The following is a 19673-nucleotide window of genomic DNA, read 5'->3' as shown; positions in this document are numbered from 1 at the left end:
TCTAGACCCCGGCGAAGCAGGGATCCTGCTGGCCGTTGGGGATGGTCGCATTCTGGGTGACGAACTTGGCCGTGACGCCCTCGTCGGTCACCGCGACGCTGTCCGCGTGGATGCCCATCGGCAGGTTCTTCGTCAGCGTCGACATGAAGGCATCCAGCGCCGGCTGCACGGTTTCCCGCGGCAGCGTGAAGCCCAGGCCGGTCAGATTCACCACCTGCAGGGTGAGGCCGCCGTTGGAGATCGCCGGTTTGGTGGTGATGGAGCCCATTGCGCTCTGCAGCTCGATCGTGCCGTCAGACGGGCTCGTGCTCACACCGCTGACCAGGCTGCCGAAGAACGGGATGGCGTTCTGCACGGTCTCCTTGATGCCGTCCTTGGTCCAGGCGATCGTGGCGTCCAGCGAGCCCATCGTGCCGGCCGAGTTCGCGGTCTGGTCAATCCGGATGTCATCGAGCCACAGGTCGAGCTTCATGCCCTTGGCGCCGCGAATCTGATTGCCCGCGGTCTGGACGTGGATGTCGCTGTAGTGCCGCGAGAGATGCTGCAGTAGGAAGGGCCGCGCCCCGAACGAGACATCGGCCTGGTCCTGCACCACGCAGGAGACGGCCCGCGACACCACGGTGTCGGCTTCATGGCGGACATAGAGTTCGGTGCCCAGCAGACCGGCGATCACCACGGCCACGACGATGACCAGCACCAGCACGATCGACAGCGGGTCGCGCAGGAAGCCCCGCTTACCCTCTTCCGGCTCCTCGCCGGGCGGTGTCTGCGACGGCGGTGGCACATGGGGAATGTGCTGGGTCGGCGCATCGGCTGGGCCGCCCGGTCGGGGGATGTACTCGGTGGGTGTGCCTTGACCCGGGGAGGCGGCCCATGCCGGCGTGGTCGGGTCGCCGGGGCCGAAGGGATTATTGGGGCCCTGTGGCGGATTCGTCACCTGGGCGATTCTGCCTTATCAATCTGAGCGAACTCTGAGCGGTTACGCAGCACCGCGAGGGTTTCCCGGGTCGGCGCGACCCGATCGATGTCGATGTCGGTCACCAGAAGCTGCGGATCGTCGCCCGCCGCGGCGACCACTTCGCCGAGCGGTGAGGCCACCACGCTGCCCCCGACACCGGTCGGCGCCTTGGTCGACGTCGCCAGCTCGTCGCCCGGGTAGCCCTGGTCGACGGCGGCGACAAAAGACTGTGAGTCCAGCGCGCGAGCGCGGGCCAGCAGGGTCCATTGCTCCAGCTTGCCGGGACCGGCGCCCCACGAGGCGTGCACGGTGATCAGCTGGGCTCCGCGGTCGGCGAGCTCGGCGTACAGCGCGGGAAACCGAACGTCGTAACACAGGGTGATGCCGACGCCGACGCCGTCGACGGTGATCACGACGGGCTCCCGGCCGGGGGCTACCGCCTCGGATTCAGCAAATCCGAACGCGTCGTACATGTGGATCTTGTGATAGTGCGCGTCGACGTCTGGCCCCGTCGCCAGGATCGTGTTGGTGACCCGGCCGTCGGGGGCGGGAGTGAACATCCCGGCCAGCACGGTGATGCCCGCACTGTGCGCGATGCGGCGCACCTCGTCGGCCCAGGGGCCATCGAGTGGTTCGGCCACCGGGGCCAGCGGCACACCGAAGCGGCACATCGTGCCTTCGGGGAAGGCCACCAGCCGGGCACCGGCGTCGGCGGCGCGACGGGTGTAGTCCTCGACCAGCTTCAGGTTCACGGCCGGGTCGGTGTCCGACAGCAGCTGGGCCAGCGCAATCCGCATGCGCTCAGCCTACGTCCGGCGCGACCGTCGACCATCCGACGGTGAGCACCGCATCGCGGACGGAGCGCCGCTGCGCCTCGATGGGAGCACCGGCCGCCCGCAGTTCCGCGAGCATCGCGCGCCAACGATCACGCGGTCCGAACACCGAATGCCCGGCTGCGCTCGCCCAGGCACGGTCCGCCGACGACAGCAGGTCGTGGATCGGCTGGCCCGGAACATTGTGGTGGATAAGCACTTTCGGCAACCGCTCGGCCAGGTCGGACGGGCGGTCGATATGCCGGGGGTCGCACGCCAGGGTCAGGCTCACCGGACCGTCACGGTCCAGCAGCACCCAGCAGCAGCGCCGCCCGAGCTCGTCGCAGGTGCCGTCAACGATCAGGCCGCCCGGCGCCAGTTGGGTCCGCATCTGCGTCCAGGCCTGGTCGACCGCCTCTTCGGGGTACTGCCGCAGTACGTTGAACGCCCGCACCAGGACCGGATGCAGGCCCGCGAGTTCGAATCCACCGACCCTGAACTCGACCCCGTCGACGTCGGGCACCACCCGTTGCGGGTCGATCTCCAATCCGACGACCCGCACGTCGGGCCGGACCGCACGAAGCCGTGTGGCCAATTCCAGTGTGGTGACCGGTAATCGGCCGTATCCCAGGTCGACGATCACCGGGGCGGTGGCCGACTCCAGCGCCGTGCGCACCCGGGGGCAGTTGACCATCCAGCGATCGGCGCGCCGCAGCCGGTTGGCGTTGGTGGTGCCGCGGGTGGGAACACCCACCGGCCGTGGTGGTCTAGTGATGGCCGGCGATCCAGTCGCGGGTGAAATCCCGTTCATTGTCGAACAATCCGCGTAGACCGTCCAGCACCCACTTCTCGATCTTGCCGCCGAGGAGTGGCACGTTGACCTTGCAGAGGCTGCGCAGGCGCAGTTCGCTTCCCGCGCCGGTCTGTTGCAGCACGTAGGTGCCGTCGAAGTCCAGCGGAGCGGCGGGTACCAGTGCCCGGTAGTGACCGTCGGCTGAATTCTTCGCGGGGTCGAACGGGTCGAAATGCTGTTCGCGGGTGATGGTGAGCCGCAACGGAACCACCGCGGCGATCATCGACGGCATATCGCGGCGCGACACGGTGTGGGTGAACACGATGTCGGTGCCGTTGGCGTCGGAGTGGAAATGCGTCATCTCTGAATCCGTGTGCTGCTGATGCTCGGCGACCAGGTCTTCCCAGTACTCGCGGCTGGTGAAGCTCTGATACAGCTCAGCGACGGGCTTGTCGAGCCCGATGACGTAGTCCATGCGGCGGGACATGAGCCCAACGGTACCTGTGACGTCAGCTGTTCTCGGCGATCCACCTGGTGGTGAACTTCTGCTCGGCGATCAGCAGGTCGACCAGTTGGTGGCCGATGAAGTTCTCCACCTTTCCGCCCACCAGGGGGATGCGAACCTCGACTGTGGCGCGAAAAGCCAAGTGCGCCTGCAACTCTGCCGGTGTCAGCTGAGCGCTTCCGGTCAACGACACCGGCGCGCCCGGGATGGTGCCGCTGACGCTGGCTTCGGCTGTGCCGTCGACCAGTCCGGTCCAGCTCTCCGTTCGCCGGATTTCGAGGTCGCCGTGGTGGAACTGGGTGACCACGGCCGGCAGCCGGTCCACTCTGAGCACCTGGGTGGTCGCCACGTCGACGCCGCCGTTGGCCGTCAACCGAATGGAGTCGAGCGACGCGTGGTCGGCGCCGGAATCGGCCAACCGCGCCAACCAATACTGCTCGTCGCGCAAAGCCTGGTGCACTTGTTCGACGCTGCCCTCGTAGGCGGTGGCCATGTCGAATGAGCGCGGCATAGCTGGTGAGGCTACCGTTACGGGCCGTGGCAGCTGGGAACTCATACGGTGGCGCGGCGGTTGCCGAGAACGTGCCGCTGGCTCCCCTGACCACCCTGCGGGTCGGTCCGGTCGCGCGTCGCGTGGTCACCTGCACCAGCACCGACCAGATCGTGTCGACGTTGCGCACCCTCGATGCCCACTCCGACGGCCCGGTTCTGGTGCTGGCCGGGGGTTCCAACGTGGTGATCGCCGACGACCTTTCCGAGGTCACCGTCGTGCTGCTGGCCAGCCGAACCATCAGCGTCGAGGGCGGGTTGCTTCGGGCCGACGCCGGCGCGGTCTGGGACGACGTCGTGGTTGCCGCCGTCGCGGCGGGGCTGGGCGGGCTGGAGTGCCTGTCCGGGATCCCGGGATCGGCCGGTGCCACCCCGGTGCAGAACGTCGGCGCCTACGGCGTGGAGGTGGCGGACTACCTGACCCGGGTCCGTTTGCTGGACCGGCGCAGCTCGTTGGTGCGGTGGGTCGCCGCGGCGGACCTGGGTCTCGGTTACCGGCACAGCGATCTGAAGAACTCGTCCGACGCGGTGGTGCTGGAGGTGGAATTCGGCCTGACCACGGACGGCCGCTCGGCGCCGCTGCGGTATGCGGAGCTGACGGACGCGCTCGGCGTTCCCGCGGGGGAGCGGGCCGCACCCGCCGACGTGCGCCAGGCGGTGCTGGCGTTGCGTGCCCGCAAGGGCATGGTGCTCGACGCCGATGACCACGACACCTGGAGTGTCGGATCGTTCTTCACCAATCCCGTTATCCTCGCGGAGCAATTCGACGAACTGCAGAGCCGCTGGGACGGTCCGGTTCCGCACTACCCGGCTGACGACGGGGTCAAGCTGGCGGCCGGCTGGCTGGTCGAAAGCGCCGGTTTCGGGAAGGGCTTTCCCGGCCCGGACGGCGCGCCGTGCCGGCTGTCGACCAAGCACGCGCTGGCGCTGACCAATCGCGGCGGTGCGACGACCGCCGACGTGCTGGCGCTGGCGCGCACGATCCGCGACGGTGTGCGGGACCGCTTCGGCATCACTCTGGTGCCGGAACCGGTGCTGGTCGGCTGTTCGCTGTAGCCACTTCCGACGCCGGTTCACGAATATTCTGATAATTAACCCGCGCGACGAAAAATGGGGAGAATGGTGGGTGTCAGCCCGCCTACGGGTTTGCTTAGATCATCTACGGGGGATGTGAAATGGCTACTGCCAGCACCAAAACTGTCAATCGGGGCCGCAATCGCTCATTGGGCGTCAAGACGTGGCTGGGCGCCGGGGCGCTGACCCTGGGCGTGGGCGCCGCGCTGGCCGGCGCGACTGCGGTCGCTTCGGCTGACACCGGCGGCCATTCGGCGTCGGGTTCGGCTTCCTCGAGCTCGTCCACCAAGTCTGACGCCGGACCCAAGCGCACCGTGGCCGCCTCGGCCCGCACAGTCGCCAAGGTGACGACCGCTCCCTCGAGTGCGGCGGTCTCGAAGCCGGCCGCCGGCGTCAAGCCCGCACGCAAGACCGCCGGCGCCAACGCGAGCCTTCCGCCGATCAACCAGACCATCGACACGCCGTTCGGTCCGATCTCGTTCGTCGCGAACGTGACCGCACCGACCCCGCCTGACAGCGGGCCGGTGGCGATCGACGTGACCGCCAAGACTCCGCTCGGCGGTGCCAAGTTCTCGATCGGCGGAACGTCGACGTTCTCGGCGACGCCCACGCCGACCAGCACGACGGCATTGACCGATGGGACCCTGCAGCTGCCGCCCGCGGTGGCATTCGCCGCCAGCGCGGCCGGGGCGTTCGTCGGCGCCGGGCTCAGCGCGGCCGACAGCCTGAACACCTTCGTCAATGCGGCACGCAGCGGCAACATCGCGGGGGCGTTCGTCGCCTGGGCCGCGGCCGCGCCGAAGTTCACCAACGCCCTGCTGTTCGGCACCAGCACCCTCGACCTGCCGATCCCGACCGGTGGAACAGGTCCGGCGATCGTGGCGCACATTCCCGTCGGCGGGTTCTTCTCCCCGGCTCGGTCGCTGTCGGTGACCTGGGACGAGTTCAGCACCGTTCAGTCCGGCGTGACGATCACGCTGGCCGCCGGTGACATCGTGTTTGCGGGATCGAAGTTCGGCGGCGCCGCACCGGCGTTCCTGGCGATCTTCGGGCTCTGATCTCGGGCAGGTGGGGCGAAGCCCACACTGCGCCGATTGGCAGCCGGGCGGCTGGGTTCCGTATCTTGGATTGACGTGAGCCCAGCCGACCGACCGCCGATCAACCGGCGACGCGCTTTGACAGCGCTGGCGGTCGGCGTTGCCGCGCCCAGTGCGCTTGCGGCCTGCATGACCACCCCTGGCAAACAGGCCGAGAAGCAGGGACCCCCGCCGAAGGCTTCGCTGAACTTCAGCCCGGCCAACGACGCCACGGATGTGCTGCCCACGACCCCGGTGAGCCTCGAGGTCAAGGACGGCTGGCTGCAGCACGTCGCACTGAGCAATGTCGACGGCAAGCCGGTGGCCGGCGCGCTCAACCGCGATCGCACAGCATTCACGGTCACCGAGCCGCTGGGGTACGGCGCGTCCTACACCTGGACCGGTTCGGCGGTCGGACGCGACGGGCAGGCTGTGCCGATCGCGGCGGCGTTCACCACGATCAACCCCACCAAGCAGGTCAACGGCCAGTTCCAGTTGTCCGACGGGCAGACCGTGGGTGTGGCCGCGCCGATCATCCTGCAGTTCGACGCCGCGATCGACGACGAGCACAAGCCAGATGTCGAAAAGGCGCTCACGGTCACCACCACGCCGCCGAACGAGGGCAGCTGGGCCTGGCTGCCGGACGAGGTGGGCGGCTCACGGGTGCACTGGCGGACCAAGGAGTACTACCAGCCCGGCACCAAGGTCCACGTCGACGCCAAGCTCTACGGCGTGAAGTTCGCCGACGACTCCTTCGGCGCGACCGACTCCACCCTGGACTTCGAGATCGGCCGCCGTCAGGTGGTCAAGGCCGATGCGACGTCGCACCGCATCCAGGTCATCACCGACGAGGGCGTGATCATGGACTTCCCGTGCAGCTACGGCGAAGCCGACAAGCCCCGCAACGTGACCCGCAGCGGCATCCACGTCGTCAGCGAGAAATACGCCGACTTCTACATGACCAACCAGGCCGCCGGATATTCGAATGTCCATGAGCGCTGGGCGGTTCGGATCTCCAACAACGGCGAGTTCATCCACGCCAACCCGGCCAGTTCCGGCGCGCAGGGCAACACCAACGTCACCAACGGCTGTATCAACCTGTCCACCAGTGATGCCGAGCAGTACTTCGGTACCGCCGTCTACGGCGACCCGGTCGAGGTGACCGGCACGTCGATCCAGCTGTCCTATGCCGACGGCGACATCTGGGACTGGGCGGTGGACTGGAACGAGTGGAAGTCGATGTCGGCGCTGTCGGACACGCAGCCGGAGACCAGCATCCCGAGCACCGCACCGGCCACCCCGACCGACGCACCGACCTTGTCGGGAACGCCCACGACGACGACCCCGAGCCCGAGCACGTCCAGCTCGTCGTCGAGTTCGACGACCACGACCGCCCCGACAACGACGAGTTCGGCTACGACCGGCGGTTGAACCGGCTGGCGCTGGCCTGATCTCGGGGCCGCAGCACGATCTGGTCCAGGTTGACGTGCGACGGCCGTGACGCGACGAAGCCGATCACCTCGGCGACGTCGGCGGCCACCAGCGGGGTGATTCCCGAGTACACCGCGTCGGCGCGCTGTTCGTCGCCGCCGAAGCGCACCAGTGAGAACTCCGTCTCCACCGCCCCAGGCGCAATTTCGGTGAGCCGCACCGGTTTTCCCAGGAGCTCGCCGCGCAGAGTCCGGTGCAGAGCACCTTGCGCGTGCTTGGCGGCGGTGTATCCGCCTCCGTTGTCGTAAACCTCGAGCGCGGCGATCGAGGTGACGGTGACGATCAATCCGTCACCGGATTCGACGAGCTTGGGCAGCAATGCCCGCGTCACCCGCAATGTCCCGAGGACGTTGGTCTCCCACATCCAGCGCCAGTTGTCCAGGTTCGCCTCGGCGATCGGTTCCAGGCCTTTGGCGCCGCCGGCGTTGTTGACCAGCACATCAACCCGCGGCAGGCGCTCCGCCAACCCGGCGACGGCGGCATCGTCTGTGACGTCGGCCACAATCGCGGTACCGCCGATCTCGTCGGCCAGCCGTTCGATGCGATCCGCCCTGCGCGCCACCGCGACCACGTGAAAGCCAAGGGCGGCAAGAGTTTTGGAAGTCGCCTCGCCGATGCCGGAGCTCGCCCCGGTCACTACCGCTACACGGGAATGGGCGTCTGGAGTGATCATCGAACCAACTCTAGTAACTGTGCTAAATTCCCCAACGTGATCCGAATCGGTCTGACCAGTTGTCTGGTCGCGCACACCGCGTGTTGTTGTCACGCGACTCGCTGCGCCTGACCCGACCGGACTTTCTTCTCTCGTCCCGCTCACGTCGCCAGGTGTGGCATAAGCCCCCACCCGAAGACTCGAGAAGGACACCCAATGCGTACCGTCGCCCTTTCTTCCCGCGATCCGCTCCGCAGTTCAACCCATGACGCGGCCCGCGTCGGCACCCATGACGCGGCCCGCGTCGCTGCGCGCCCGCATCCGCTGCGGACCCGCCACCACATCGTGGCCCCGTCACTGCGGATCCCCGATGCGGCTGCCGCATCGGTCTTCGCAGCCGTCCGCCAGCGCGGCGCCATCGGCCGCGATGTGATCGCCCAGGTCACCAACCTGTCGATCGCAACCGTGAACCGCCAGGTCACCGCCCTGCTGGACGCCGGGATCCTGCGTGAGCGGGCCGACCTCGCCGTGTCGGGCGCGATCGGCCGCCCGCGCGTCCCCGTCGAGGTCCACCACGAGCCGTTCCTCACCCTCGGTATCCACATCGGCGCGCGCACCACGAACATCGTCGCGACCGACTTGCTCGGCCGCACCCTCGACGCGGTCGAGACCCCGACGCCGCGCGGCGGTCAGGCCGCCGCACTGGCGTCGTTGGCCGGCAGCGCCCGCCGTTACCTGAGCCGCTGGCATCGCCGCCGTCCGCTGTGGATCGGTGTGGCGATCGGTGGCGTGGTCGACAGCGGCACGGGCCACGTCGACCACAGCCGGTTGGGCTGGACACAGGCCCCCGTCGGTCCGGTGCTGGCCGAGGCGTTGGGTCTGCCGGTGTCGGTGGCATCCCATGTGGACGCGATGGCCGGCGCCGAACTGCTGCTCGGGCTGCGTCGGACGCCCGCGCAGGCGTCGAGCAGCCTGTACGTCTACGCGCGTGAGACCGTCGGTTTCGCGCTGGTGATCGGCGGCCGGGTGCACAGCCCGATCAGCGGTCCCGGCACCATTGCCGCGCTGCCGGTGACCTCCGAATTGCTCGGCGGCAGTGGGCAATTGGAGTCGACGGTCAGTGACGAGGCGGTGCTGGCCGCGGCCCGCAAGCGTGGCATCGTGCCGGGCTCCGGGCCCGGTGCGTCGATGACCACGCTGCTGCGCACCGCCCGCCAGGGCGATACACCGGCCGCGGTCGGTGCCCGGGAACTGCTGGCCGAGCGGGCCCGTGTTCTGGGCGGCGCGGTGGCGTTGCTGCGCGACATGCTCAACCCCGACGACCTGGTGGTCGGCGGCCAGGCCTTCACCGAATACCCCGAGGGCATGGAGTTGGTCGAGGCCGCGTTCGCCGGGCGGTCGGTGCTGCCGGGCCGCGATATCCGGGTGACCGCATTCGGGAACCGGGTGCAGGAGGCCGGCGCCGGGATCGTCTCATTGGGCGGCCTGTACGCCGACCCGATCGGTGCGCTGAGACGGGCGCAGAACCGTCGCGAAGCAGCGGTGTAAAGATGGAGGCGTGCGGCACGCCCGGGAACTGAGCGACAGCTCGACCGATGCGATGCCGCGGCGCGTCGCGGTGTTGTCGGTGCACACCTCTCCGCTGGCTCAGCCCGGGACCGGTGACGCCGGCGGGATGAACGTCTACGTACTCCAGACCGCGCTGCACATGGCGCGGCGCGGGGTAGAGGTGGAGATCTTCACCCGGGCGACGTCGTCGTCGGATCAGCCGCTGGTCCGGGTGGCGCCCGGGGTGTTGGTGCGCAACGTCGTGGCAGGGCCTTTCGAGGGACTCGACAAGTACGACCTGCCCACCCAGCTGTGCGCGTTCACCGCCGGTGTGCTGCGCGCCGAGGCCAACCACGAGCCCGGCTACTACGACATCGTGCATTCGCATTACTGGCTTTCCGGCCAGGTCGGCTGGCTGGCGCGGGACCGATGGGCGGTGCCGCTGGTGCACACCGCCCACACGCTCGCAGCGGTGAAGAACGCCGCACTGGCCGACGGTGACTCGCCGGAGCCACCGCTGCGTGCGGTCGGTGAACAGCAGGTGGTCGACGAGGCCGACCGGTTGGTCGTCAACACCGAAGATGAAGCGCACCAACTCATTTCGCTGCACAACGCCGATCCCCGGCGGATCGATGTGGTCTACCCGGGCGTCGACCTGGAAACGTTCACCCCCGGTGACCGGCGCACCGCACGGGCGGCGCTGGGCCTGCCCGACGGCGAGCGTGTGGTCGCCTTCGTCGGGCGCATCCAGCCGCTCAAGGCGCCCGATGTGTTGTTGCGCGCCGCCGCCCGGCTGCCCGGGGTGCGGGTGTTGGTGGCCGGCGGGCCGTCGGGCAGCGGCCTGGCCACCCCCGATGCGCTGGTGGGTCTTGCCGCCGAACTGGGTATGGCAGACCGGGTGACCTTCCTTCCGCCCCAGTCGCGCGAGCAACTGGTCAACGTCTACCGCGCCGCCGATCTGGTCGCCGTGCCGAGCTATTCGGAGTCGTTCGGTCTGGTCGCGGTGGAGGCGCAGGCGTGCGGTACCCCGGTGGTCGCCGCCGCGGTCGGCGGGTTGCCGGTGGCGGTGGCCGACGGTGTCAGCGGCGCGCTGGTCGACGGCCACGAGCCCGGCCGGTGGGCCGACGCGATCGCCGGGCTGCTGGCCCGCGACCCCGACGAACTCAGCCGAGCGGCCGTCGCGCATGCACAGGGCTTCTCCTGGGCACACACCGTTGACGGACTGCTGACCAGCTACGGCCACGCGATCGACGACTACGCCTCCGCCCGGCACCGCCGCGCGGCCGGTGACGCGCTGGCCAAGCGCAACGGGCGGCGCTGGTCCATGCGGCGGGGTGTGCGGTTATGAGTGGCGAGCGAGAAGCCGAAGGCGGATCGCGCATCGGCTCCGCCGAGGTCCATCAGGTCATCGAGAAGGCGCTGGACGAGCACGGGCTGGTCTACACCCGTCACGAAGGCGCCCATGGCGGGTTGCCGGGACTGATCGTCGAGCTGCCGGGGGAGCGCAAGCTCAAGACCAACACCCTGCTGAGCGTCGGCGAGCATTCGGTGCGCGTCGAGGCGTTCGTCTGTCGCCAGCCCGACGAAAACCACCAGGGTGTCTACCGGTTCCTGCTCAAGCGCAACCGCCGGCTCTACGGGGTGGCCTACACGCTGGACAACACCGGCGACATTTATCTGATCGGGCGGATGGCGCTGGAGTCGGTGACCGCCGACGAGCTGGACCGCGTGCTCGGCCAGGTGCTCGAGGCGGTGGACACCGACTTCAACACCCTGCTGGAACTGGGTTTCAAGTCCTCGATCCAGAAGGAGTGGGCGTGGCGGGTGTCGCGAGGCGAGTCGTTGAAGAACCTGGCGGCCTTCGAGCACTTGATCGACGACGAGGTGAACGGGAACGGCCGCGACCACTGATCGGTGTCGTGAGAGTATTTCGGCATGGCTGACTCCACACTGATCCTGCTGCGGCACGGCGAAAGCGAATGGAACGCGCTGAACCTGTTCACCGGCTGGGTGGACGTCGATCTCACCGACAAGGGTCGCGCTGAGGCGGTGCGCGGCGGCAAGCTGATGGCCGAGCAGGGGCTGCTGCCCGACGTGCTCTACACCTCGCTGCTGCGCCGCGCGATCACCACCGCCCATCTGGCGCTGGACGCCGCCGACCGGCTGTGGATCCCGGTAACCCGCAACTGGCGGCTCAACGAGCGGCATTACGGCGCGCTGCAGGGCCTCGACAAGGCCGAGACCAAGGAAAAGTACGGCGAGGAACAGTTCATGCTGTGGCGGCGCAGCTACGACACCCCGCCGCCGCCCATCGAGAAGGGCAGCACGTACAGCCAGGACGCCGACCCGCGCTACGCCGACATCGACGGCGGCCCGCTGACCGAATGTCTGGCCGACGTCGTGGCCCGCTTCGTGCCGTATTTCACCGAGACGATCGTTCCGGACCTGCGGGCGGGCAAGACGGTGTTGATGGTCGCGCACGGCAACTCACTGCGGGCCCTGGTGAAGTATCTGGACAACATGTCCGACGCCGACGTCGTCGGCCTGAACATCCCGACCGGCATTCCGCTTCGCTACGACCTGGACGCCGATCTGAAGCCGCGGGTGCCGGGCGGCACCTACCTGGATCCCGAGGCCGCCGCCGCAGGCGCGGCCGCGGTCGCCAGCCAAGGCGCCAAGTAACTACGGTGTTCGCCCCGGATTTGGCAAACGCGAGGTAAACGGGGGCGGAATACATGCGCGCTGAGAGTGTGACGTGTACCGATTCGGCCGCACGCTGCTGGGATGACGTTCACCGGATGCGTACCCTTTTCCTGTGAGTGTTGGCTCGGTGGCAATACTGGCCACCGCCGCGGCGCTGGTAGCGCTTGCTTGCGGACTCGGAATCGGGGCCGCACTCACCCCACGGATCATCGAGCGCAGGCAGCGTCGCGCGATCACCGAGGCCGGCATCACCGTGTCACAGATGCTGCAGCACGTCGTATCGCTGGCGCCGATCGGGATGGTGGTCGTCGACTCCCATCGCGACGTGGTGTTCATCAACGACCGCGCCACCGAACTCGGCATCGTGCGGGACCGCCAGCTCGACGAGCGGGCCTGGACGGCTGCCCAAACCGTGCTGGCCACCGGTGAGGGCGTCGAGGTCGACCTCTCCCAGCCGCAGCGCGCGGCGGCCGGCCGGTCGGGGCTGTCGGTCCGCGGGCACGTGCGGCTGCTGAGCAAGCAGGATCCGCGCTTCGTCGTCGTCTATGTCGACGACCAGTCCGAGCAGGCCCGCATGGAGGCCAGCCGGCGCGATTTCGTGGCCAACGTCAGCCATGAACTCAAGACCCCGGTGGCCGCGATGGGCGTGCTGGCCGAGGCGCTGCTGGAGTCGGGTGACGATGCCGAGACCGTGCGCCACTTCGGCAAGAAGATCCTCACCGAATCTCAGCGGCTGGCCAACATGGTCCGCGAGCTGATCGAACTGTCCCGCCTACAGGGCGCCGAGCCGCTTCCCGACCTCGACAGTGTCGACGTGGACTCCGTTGTCAGCGAGGCCATTTCGCGACACAAAGTGGCTGCTGACAATGCCGACATCACGGTGACCACCGATGCGCCGAGTGGTTTCCGGGTCTTGGGCGACCAGTCGTTGTTGGTCACCGCGCTGGCCAACCTGATCTCCAACGCGATCGCATACTCACCGGACGGATCCAAGGTGTCGATCAGTCGCCGTCGTCGCGGCGACAACATCGAGATCGCCGTCACCGACCGGGGTATCGGGATCGCCCGCGCCGATCAGGAGCGGGTGTTCGAACGGTTCTTCCGGGTCGACAAGGCCCGCTCGCGGGCCACCGGCGGCACCGGCTTGGGGCTGGCCATCGTCAAACACGTGGCGGCCAATCACAACGGCAGCATCCGGCTGTGGAGCCAGCCGGGCACCGGCTCGACGTTCACCCTGTCCATCCCCGCCTATCCACATACCGATGACGACGAACCGGCCGACCTATCGGCCATTGACGAGGAGGCACTACGCCAATGACCAACGTGTTGATCGTGGAAGACGAAGAATCGCTGGCCGACCCGCTGGCTTTCCTGCTGCGCAAGGAAGGGTTCGAGGCCACTGTGGTCGGCGACGGCCCGTCCGCGCTGGCCGAATTCGACCGGTCGGGGGCCGACATCGTGCTGCTCGATCTGATGCTGCCCGGCATGACCGGCACCGACGTCTGTAAGCAGCTGCGGGCCCGCTCCAGCGTGCCGGTGATCATGGTGACCGCCCGTGACAGCGAGATCGACAAGGTTGTCGGTCTGGAACTCGGCGCCGACGACTACGTGACCAAGCCGTACTCGGCCCGCGAACTGATCGCCCGCATCCGCGCTGTGCTGCGCCGTGGCAGCGATACCGAGGATTCCGGTATCGGCGACGCGATCCTGGAGGCCGGTCCGGTCCGGATGGACGTCGAGCGGCATGTCGTGACCGTCGCCGGCGAACCGATTACCTTGCCGCTCAAGGAATTCGACCTACTCGAGTACCTCATGCGCAACAGCGGACGGGTCCTCACCCGCGGTCAGCTCATCGACCGGGTCTGGGGTGCGGACTACGTGGGGGATACCAAGACCCTCGACGTCCACGTCAAGCGTCTGCGCTCGAAGATCGAAGGCGATCCCGCCAACCCGGTGCATCTGGTCACCGTGCGCGGTCTGGGTTACAAGCTCGAGGGCTAACCGCCCGACCGCGTCCGGGCGGCTGGGTCTAGTAGGCCCCTTCGCCGCTCAGGACCGTCTTGATGGTCTTGGCGATGATCATCAGATCGCGGATGGGCGACCAGTTTTCGATGTAGCTGAGGTCGAGGCGGACGGCGTCCTCCAGGGGGAGGTCCGACCGTCCGCTGACCTGCCAGAGCCCGGTCAGCCCGGGCTTCACCGTCAACCGCCTACGGACCAGGTCGTCGTACGAGTCGACCTCGCGGCGCACCTGCGGGCGCGGCCCGACCACGCTCATGTCGCCGCGCAGCACATTGATGAACTGCGGTAGTTCATCAATGCTGTACTTGCGAATGATCTTGCCCACCTGGGTGATCCGAGGGTCGTTCTTGTCTTTCCAGAACACCGGATCGCTACCGGCGGCGGCGATCATCGCCGGCGCTTCGGTGTCGGCGCCGTCGACCATGCTGCGAAACTTCAGCATCTTGAATGTGGTGCCCTTGAACCCGATTCGCTCCGAGGCATAGAACACCGGCCCGGGTCCGGACAGCCGCACCGCGAGCGCGGTGAGGAAGAACACCGGTGCCATCACCGTCATCGCGGCCAGGGTGAACACGACATCGAACACCCGCTTGGCCGCCGAGTTGGCGCCCTCGTACTGGGGCTTGGTCACCTCGAACATCGCCATGCCTGCGACGGGTCGGCTGTGCAACCGATCTTCGGCAATGTCCACCAATCCGGGGGCGATCATCAGGTCCACACCGAGTGAATCGAGTTCCCAGATCAGCCGGCGGATCTCGGTGGGACGCAGATGATCGGTGGCGGCCAGCGCGACGGTATGGGCATCCGTGCGGCGGACGGCGTCGGCGATGGCCTGGTCGATTCCCACGATCGGGATGTGGAGGCCGTCGACGTCGATGCCGTCGACCTTCGCGGTCGGTCCGGCGGGGGTGCAGATTCCCACCACGCGGTAACCGGCACCGGGATCTCGCACGAAGTTGGTGGCGACCTCGACGGCGGTCCTCGCGCTGCCCACGACGAGCACTGAGATCTGGTGCTCGGCGCGTCGGAGTTCGGCGGCCGCCACCTGGCGCCAACACATCCGGCCAACCAGGAGGCCGAGCAGGCCGGCTGCGAACACAATCGCGAGATAGGTTCGCGACACACTGACGTCCAGGAGTAGCGCACCGATCGCGATCAGGCCGAAGAGTTGAAGCGTGGCGAGGATGACGGTCATGTATTCACCGACATCGCGGCCCACCACCCGGCGGGCGCGGTATCCGGTGAGACCCAGCGCGGCCATCCATAAGGCGGCCAGGGCCGCGGAGCCCACGGCGTAGGTCAACAGGGCAACGGGATCGCCGGCGAACAGCGTCACGGTCGCGACTGCCAGGATCAGGCAAATGACGGTGGCGTCGGTCGCGATCAGCCGTTTGGAGTGGCGGAAGCGCCGGGCCTCGCGCCGCGAGGCCTGCGCCTGCTGCCACAGCGGCGGAATGCTGCTCTCGTCAAATAACGCTGAGGTTGAGTTTTGGCGAAGATCTTCGGGGCAGTTGTTACCGACTGAGATCTGATTATCAGACTGTTCAGCCAACACAGCGAAGATCCGCTCCCATAGTCACCGAACTGCTATTAACTGCACCGTAACCCTACTTAGGGCGCGAGGCAACCTTAAGAGCGGATGACGAACATCACGAGTTTTGTGCAGAGTGATGCAGAATTAGCAAATATTGCTACTACTACACGGCGTGGCTGGTCGCCGGGGAGGTATCTCTGCGCTACTGCGCAGCGCGAGTTGCCGGATGGATGGCGATCAGCGGGAATCCACCACGGCGCCGGCACATCGCCGCCAATTCCGAGTACGCCTTCTCGCCGAGCAACTCGGTCAGCTCGGGGGCGTAGGACTGCCACACCTGCTTGGCGCCGACGTGGGCTGCCGGGTCACCCGTGCAGTACCAGTGCAGGTCGGCCCCGCCTTCGCCCCAGCCGCGCCGGTCGTATTCGGTGATCGTGGACTTCAGGATCTCCGAGCCGTCCGGCCGGGTGATCCACTCCTGAACCCGCCGGATGGGGAGCTGCCAGCACACCTCGGGCTTCATGGTCAGCGGCTCGACCCCGAGCTTCAGTGCCTTGGTGTGCAGCGCGCAGCCGATGCCGGTAGGGAATCCCGGCCGGTTGAGGAAGATGCAGGCGCCTTTGTACTTGCGGGTGCGCAAGCTCGGTTTGTCGTCGAACTCGTCCATCTCGAGGTAGCCCTTGCGGCCCAGTCCCTTGTCCCGGAACTGCCAATCCTCGTCGGTCAGGTGTTTGACGGCGTCATCCAGATTGGCGCGGTCGTCGTCGTCGGACAGGAATGCCCCGTGCGAACAGCAACCGTCATCCGGTCGGCCCTCGACGGTGCCCTTGCAGGCCGGCGTGCCGAACACGCACGTCCAATTCGACAGCAGCCAGGTCAAATCCGCGGCGATCAGATGTTCCGGGTTGTCCGGGTCGTAGAACTCCACCCACTCGCGGGGGAAGTCCAGGTCGACTTCGTGCACGTGCGCATCTGTCACAGCGCCCAACCGTAGTCCAAGTACGCGCCACCTTCGCGCTGGCATTTGCCCCATGTCGCAGGTGCTGCGCAGGGAACGCAGGCTAGTTTTGTTCACGTGCGATTAGGCGTGCTCGACGTGGGCAGCAACACAGTTCATCTGCTGGTGGTCGATGCCCACCGCGGCGGGCATCCGACTCCGATGAGCTCGACCAAGGCCGCGCTGCGGCTCGCCGAGGCGATCGATGACTCCGGCAAGCTCACCCGCCGCGGTGCCGACAAGCTGATCGACACCATCGACGAATTCGCCAAGATCGCGGCCAGCTCGGGCTGCGCCGACCTGATGGCCTTCGCCACCTCGGCGGTGCGGGACGCCAAGAACTCCGAGGACGTCCTGGCGCGCGTGCTCGCCGAGACCGGGGTGAACCTGCAGGTCCTGTCCGGTTCCAACGAGTCGCGGCTGACCTTCCTGGCGGTTCGCCGTTGGTACGGCTGGAGCGCGGGACGCATCATCAACCTCGACATCGGCGGCGGGTCGCTCGAGCTGTCCAACGGTGTCGACGAGGCGCCCGAGGTGGCGATGTCCCTGCCGTTGGGCGCAGGCCGGCTCACCCGCGAGTGGCTCCCGGACGATCCGCCGGGCCGCCGCCGCGTCGCGATGCTGCGTGACTGGCTGGACAACGAGCTGGCCGAAGCCAGTGCCTTTGTGCTGGATGCCGGCGCCCCCGACCTCGCGGTCGCGACATCGAAGACCTTCCGGTCGCTGGCGCGGCTCACCGGCGCGGCCCCGTCGGGTGCCGGCCCCAGGGTCAAACGGACGCTGACCCTCAACGGCCTGAGGCAGCTCATATCTTTCATCTCTAGGATGACCACGACAGATCGTGCCGAGTTGGAGGGAGTCAGTGCCGAGCGGGCGCCACAGATAGTGGCCGGTGCTCTGGTGGCGGAGGCGAGCATGCGAGCACTGTCATTGGAATCCGTGGACATCTGCCCGTGGGCGCTGCGTGAGGGTCTCATCCTGCGCCGACTCGACAGTGAAGCTGACGGAACTGCCCTGGTGGAAACCGCCGTGGGGGATGCTGGAAGCAAGAATTTTGATCGGTCGACTGCCCGATCGAGAGGCACACGATGACAGCACCAGAGGACAGCGAGAACAGCCGGCCCATCTCGGTGGCCGAGCTGCTCGCCAAGAACGGGACGATCGGCTCACCGCCGGTCGGGGGGCGTCGCCGTCGTCGCCGCGGCAACAGTGATGCCGTGACTGTCGCCGAACTGACCGGCGAGATCCCCATCATTCGGACCGGCGAGATGCCCGTCGTGCGTGAGGACCCCGTCCTGCATGAGGACGAGGTCGCCGAGGAGCCGGTCGAGCAGGAGCTGGCTGTTCAGCCGCCGGCCGCCACCAACGGCGCGGCCGCCGCGACCGAGGTGGTCGAGGACGACCAGGCAGCGGAACTCCACGAGGAACACCAGGACGAGGCGAAGGAACGCCCGTTCGATGGGCCGCCGCCACGCTCGGACAGCCCGCTACCGCGGCGCGAGCAGCGCCCGGAACGCAGCTATGACCCGCGCCCGCTGCGCAGGCCCGAACCCACTCCCGCCGACGAATCGGACTCCGACGCCGAGCAGATGGCGTTCGACCCGGTCGACGAGGCGGCGCCGGTGCTCGACCTGACCGCTGACGAACATGTCGACGAAGCCGTCGAGTTGCAGTCCTATCTGCGGTCCTCCGCCGGCGCCTTGTTCAGCGGCCAGACCGTCGCCGACGACCTCGCCCGCCGCGGTGTGGCAGAAGACGAGCACGACGGCGACGCGGCGTCGGCAGACCGCGACGTCCAGGCGGACCACGCCGAGGACCGGCCACGCGAAGGCAAGCTCACCGCACTCTGGCGCGGGCTGCTGGTGGCAGGGCAGTCGATCCTTGCCGTGGCATTCGGTGCCGGGCTGTTCATCGCGTTCGACCAGCTGTGGCGGTGGAACAACATCGTCGCGCTGGTGCTTTCGGTCTTGGTCATCCTCGGTTTGGTGGTGGCCGTCCGAATCGTCCGTAAAACCGAGGACATCGCCAGCACGCTGATCGCAGTGGCGGTCGGTGCGCTGGTGACGCTCGGGCCGCTGGCGCTGTTGCAATCGACCTGATTCTTCAGTGCGCCCAGCCATCAAGGTCGGTCTGTCGACGGCCTCGGTCTATCCGCTGAGGACCGAGGCCGCGTTCGAGTACGCAGCCGAATTGGGTTACGACGGAGTCGAACTCATGGTGTGGGCCGAAACCGTGAGCCAGGACATCGGCGAGATCGCCAAGCTGTCCCGGCGGTACAACGTGCCGGTGTTGTCGGTGCACGCGCCGTGCCTGTTGATCTCCCAGCGGGTGTGGGGCGCCAATCCCATCCCGAAGCTGACCCGCAGCGTGCAGGCCGCTGAGCGGCTCGGCGCGCAGACCGTCGTGGTGCATCCGCCGTTCCGATGGCAGCGCCGCTACGCCGAGGGCTTCAGTGAGCAGGTCGCCGAGTTGGAAAGCCGCAGTGACGTTCTCGTTGCGGTGGAGAACATGTTTCCGTTCCGTGCCGACAGGTTCTTCGGCTCCGGCGACCCGTCGATCGAGCGGATGCGCAAACGCGGCGGCCGCCCCGGGGTGGGCATTTCGGCGTTCGCGCCGTCCTATGACCCGCTGGATGGCAACCACGCGCACTACACGCTGGACCTGTCCCACACCGCGACGGCGGGCACCGACGCCCTGGAGATGGCCGACCGGATGGGTGAGGGTCTGGTGCACCTTCATCTGTGCGACGGCAACGGTGCCTCGACCGACGAACACCTGGTGCCCGGCCGGGGAACCCAGCCGACCGCGGAGGTGTGCCAGATGCTGGCCGCAAGTGACTTCACCGGGCATGTGATCCTGGAGGTCACCACCTCGGGTGCGCGTACCAAGGCCGAGCGCGAGGCGCTGCTGGTCGAATCGCTGCAGTTCGCGCGCACTCACCTGTTGCGTTGAGCGAGAA

20 protein-coding genes are annotated in these 19673 nt (G+C 67.8%); 12 read left to right on the top strand and 8 right to left on the bottom strand.

The annotated features are described in order from the left end of the window. Position 1 precedes the first annotated feature (1 nt). Genes G6N32_RS24310 through G6N32_RS24290 form a run of 5 tightly spaced genes read right to left on the bottom strand, consistent with a single transcriptional unit; the run spans position 2 to position 3579 of the window. On the bottom strand, positions 2–937 hold the full coding sequence (locus G6N32_RS24310; protein ID WP_410432202.1) for an LmeA family phospholipid-binding protein: 936 nt from the start codon (positions 935–937) through the stop codon (positions 2–4). Continuing rightward, on the bottom strand, positions 934–1755 hold the full coding sequence (locus tag G6N32_RS24305; protein ID WP_115318553.1) for a carbon-nitrogen hydrolase family protein: 822 nt from the start codon (positions 1753–1755) through the stop codon (positions 934–936). The genes G6N32_RS24310 and G6N32_RS24305 overlap by 4 nt, the downstream gene beginning before the upstream one ends. A 4-nt stretch (positions 1756–1759) precedes the next feature. Then, positions 1760–2581, bottom strand: a complete 822-nt coding sequence (locus G6N32_RS24300) for a class I SAM-dependent methyltransferase (protein WP_115318554.1) — start codon at positions 2579–2581, stop codon at positions 1760–1762. Next, on the bottom strand, positions 2538–3050 hold the full coding sequence (locus G6N32_RS24295) for a DUF2505 domain-containing protein (RefSeq protein ID WP_115318555.1): 513 nt from the start codon (positions 3048–3050) through the stop codon (positions 2538–2540). Before G6N32_RS24295 ends, G6N32_RS24300 begins: the two co-directional genes overlap by 44 nt. A gap of 22 nt (positions 3051–3072) precedes the next feature. Further along, the gene (locus G6N32_RS24290; RefSeq protein WP_115318556.1) at positions 3073–3579 is read right to left on the bottom strand and encodes a DUF2505 domain-containing protein; all 507 of its coding nucleotides are present in this window, start codon (positions 3577–3579) and stop codon (positions 3073–3075) included. 5 nt (positions 3580–3584) lie between these two features. On the opposite strand from G6N32_RS24290, the gene G6N32_RS24285 reads away from it, so the two are divergent. The 3 genes from G6N32_RS24285 to G6N32_RS24275 all read left to right on the top strand — a co-directional run bounded on the left by G6N32_RS24285 (position 3585) and on the right by G6N32_RS24275 (position 7198). Further along, complete coding sequence (locus G6N32_RS24285) at positions 3585–4673, top strand: UDP-N-acetylmuramate dehydrogenase (protein ID WP_115318557.1); 1089 nt, start codon at positions 3585–3587, stop codon at positions 4671–4673. Positions 4674–4792: 119 nt separating this feature from the next. Beyond that, positions 4793–5749 carry a hypothetical protein gene (locus tag G6N32_RS24280; protein WP_115318558.1) on the top strand — a complete coding sequence of 319 codons (957 nt, stop codon included), beginning with the start codon at positions 4793–4795 and terminating at the stop codon, positions 5747–5749. A gap of 75 nt (positions 5750–5824) precedes the next feature. Continuing rightward, positions 5825–7198 carry a L,D-transpeptidase gene (locus G6N32_RS24275; RefSeq protein ID WP_115318559.1) on the top strand — a complete coding sequence of 458 codons (1374 nt, stop codon included), beginning with the start codon at positions 5825–5827 and terminating at the stop codon, positions 7196–7198. Here G6N32_RS24275 and G6N32_RS24270 read toward each other — a convergent pair. Next, complete coding sequence (locus G6N32_RS24270) at positions 7182–7931, bottom strand: SDR family NAD(P)-dependent oxidoreductase (protein WP_115318560.1); 750 nt, start codon at positions 7929–7931, stop codon at positions 7182–7184. The two genes, G6N32_RS24275 and G6N32_RS24270, sit on opposite strands and share 17 nt — an antisense overlap. Before the next feature lie 195 nt (positions 7932–8126). Between G6N32_RS24270 and G6N32_RS24265 the strand changes: the two genes are divergently transcribed. The 6 genes from G6N32_RS24265 to G6N32_RS24240 all read left to right on the top strand — a co-directional run bounded on the left by G6N32_RS24265 (position 8127) and on the right by G6N32_RS24240 (position 14162). Then, complete coding sequence (locus tag G6N32_RS24265) at positions 8127–9458, top strand: ROK family protein (protein ID WP_232077308.1); 1332 nt, start codon at positions 8127–8129, stop codon at positions 9456–9458. Positions 9459–9510: 52 nt separating this feature from the next. Then, positions 9511–10806, top strand: coding sequence for a D-inositol-3-phosphate glycosyltransferase (gene mshA, locus G6N32_RS24260; RefSeq protein ID WP_115319052.1), 1296 nt, complete (start codon positions 9511–9513; stop codon positions 10804–10806). Beyond that, complete coding sequence (locus tag G6N32_RS24255; protein ID WP_115318561.1) at positions 10803–11369, top strand: type III secretion system chaperone family protein; 567 nt, start codon at positions 10803–10805, stop codon at positions 11367–11369. Before mshA ends, G6N32_RS24255 begins: the two co-directional genes overlap by 4 nt. Positions 11370–11393: 24 nt before the next feature. Next, a complete protein-coding gene (locus G6N32_RS24250) occupies positions 11394–12140 on the top strand; it encodes a phosphoglyceromutase (protein WP_115318562.1) in 747 nt (248 codons plus the stop codon). Positions 12141–12273: 133 nt separating this feature from the next. Beyond that, a complete protein-coding gene (locus G6N32_RS24245; RefSeq protein ID WP_115318563.1) occupies positions 12274–13479 on the top strand; it encodes a sensor histidine kinase in 1206 nt (401 codons plus the stop codon). Continuing rightward, a complete protein-coding gene (locus tag G6N32_RS24240) occupies positions 13476–14162 on the top strand; it encodes a winged helix-turn-helix domain-containing protein (RefSeq protein ID WP_083118180.1) in 687 nt (228 codons plus the stop codon). The genes G6N32_RS24245 and G6N32_RS24240 overlap by 4 nt, the downstream gene beginning before the upstream one ends. A gap of 28 nt (positions 14163–14190) precedes the next feature. Here G6N32_RS24240 and G6N32_RS24235 read toward each other — a convergent pair whose 3' ends face one another. Beyond that, positions 14191–15738, bottom strand: coding sequence for a sugar transferase (locus G6N32_RS24235; RefSeq protein WP_115318564.1), 1548 nt, complete (start codon positions 15736–15738; stop codon positions 14191–14193). A gap of 181 nt (positions 15739–15919) precedes the next feature. Next, a complete protein-coding gene (locus tag G6N32_RS24230; RefSeq protein WP_410432206.1) occupies positions 15920–16741 on the bottom strand; it encodes a DUF3109 family protein in 822 nt (273 codons plus the stop codon). 51 nt (positions 16742–16792) lie between these two features. On the opposite strand from G6N32_RS24230, the gene G6N32_RS24225 reads away from it, so the two are divergent. Genes G6N32_RS24225 through G6N32_RS24215 form a run of 3 tightly spaced genes read left to right on the top strand, consistent with a single transcriptional unit; the run spans position 16793 to position 19666 of the window. Beyond that, complete coding sequence (locus G6N32_RS24225) at positions 16793–17806, top strand: Ppx/GppA family phosphatase (protein WP_163789424.1); 1014 nt, start codon at positions 16793–16795, stop codon at positions 17804–17806. Next, a complete protein-coding gene (locus G6N32_RS24220; protein ID WP_115318567.1) occupies positions 17803–18813 on the top strand; it encodes an Rv0497 family membrane protein in 1011 nt (336 codons plus the stop codon). Before G6N32_RS24225 ends, G6N32_RS24220 begins: the two co-directional genes overlap by 4 nt. A 7-nt stretch (positions 18814–18820) precedes the next feature. After that, positions 18821–19666 (top strand): sugar phosphate isomerase/epimerase family protein, encoded by an 846-nt coding sequence (locus tag G6N32_RS24215; RefSeq protein ID WP_115318568.1) that lies wholly within the window; start codon positions 18821–18823, stop codon positions 19664–19666. Positions 19667–19673 lie beyond the last annotated feature (7 nt).

Origin of the sequence: Mycolicibacterium aichiense, from assembly GCF_010726245.1 — a bacterium.
In the GTDB taxonomy this organism is placed as follows: domain Bacteria; phylum Actinomycetota; class Actinomycetes; order Mycobacteriales; family Mycobacteriaceae; genus Mycobacterium; species Mycobacterium aichiense.
This window is presented reverse-complemented; position numbering and strand designations above follow the sequence as displayed.

Bases quoted from the DNA above. Each gene is read 5' to 3' on its own strand.
- G6N32_RS24230 (WP_410432206.1), bottom strand. From the start codon at position 16,741: ATGCCAGCGCGAAGGTGGCGCGTACTTGGACTACGGTTGGGCGCTGTG.
- G6N32_RS24220 (WP_115318567.1), top strand. From the start codon at position 17,803: ATGACAGCACCAGAGGACAGCGAGAACAGCCGGCCCATCTCGGTGGCC.
- G6N32_RS24265 (WP_232077308.1), top strand. From the start codon at position 8,127: ATGCGTACCGTCGCCCTTTCTTCCCGCGATCCGCTCCGCAGTTCAACC.
- G6N32_RS24295 (WP_115318555.1), bottom strand. From the start codon at position 3,050: ATGTCCCGCCGCATGGACTACGTCATCGGGCTCGACAAGCCCGTCGCT.
- G6N32_RS24240 (WP_083118180.1), top strand. From the start codon at position 13,476: ATGACCAACGTGTTGATCGTGGAAGACGAAGAATCGCTGGCCGACCCG.
- G6N32_RS24270 (WP_115318560.1), bottom strand. From the start codon at position 7,931: ATGATCACTCCAGACGCCCATTCCCGTGTAGCGGTAGTGACCGGGGCG.
- G6N32_RS24280 (WP_115318558.1), top strand. From the start codon at position 4,793: ATGGCTACTGCCAGCACCAAAACTGTCAATCGGGGCCGCAATCGCTCA.
- G6N32_RS24255 (WP_115318561.1), top strand. From the start codon at position 10,803: ATGAGTGGCGAGCGAGAAGCCGAAGGCGGATCGCGCATCGGCTCCGCC.
- G6N32_RS24305 (WP_115318553.1), bottom strand. From the start codon at position 1,755: ATGCGGATTGCGCTGGCCCAGCTGCTGTCGGACACCGACCCGGCCGTG.
- mshA (WP_115319052.1), top strand. From the start codon at position 9,511: ATGCCGCGGCGCGTCGCGGTGTTGTCGGTGCACACCTCTCCGCTGGCT.
- G6N32_RS24300 (WP_115318554.1), bottom strand. From the start codon at position 2,581: ATGAACGGGATTTCACCCGCGACTGGATCGCCGGCCATCACTAGACCA.
- G6N32_RS24250 (WP_115318562.1), top strand. From the start codon at position 11,394: ATGGCTGACTCCACACTGATCCTGCTGCGGCACGGCGAAAGCGAATGG.
- G6N32_RS24290 (WP_115318556.1), bottom strand. From the start codon at position 3,579: ATGCCGCGCTCATTCGACATGGCCACCGCCTACGAGGGCAGCGTCGAA.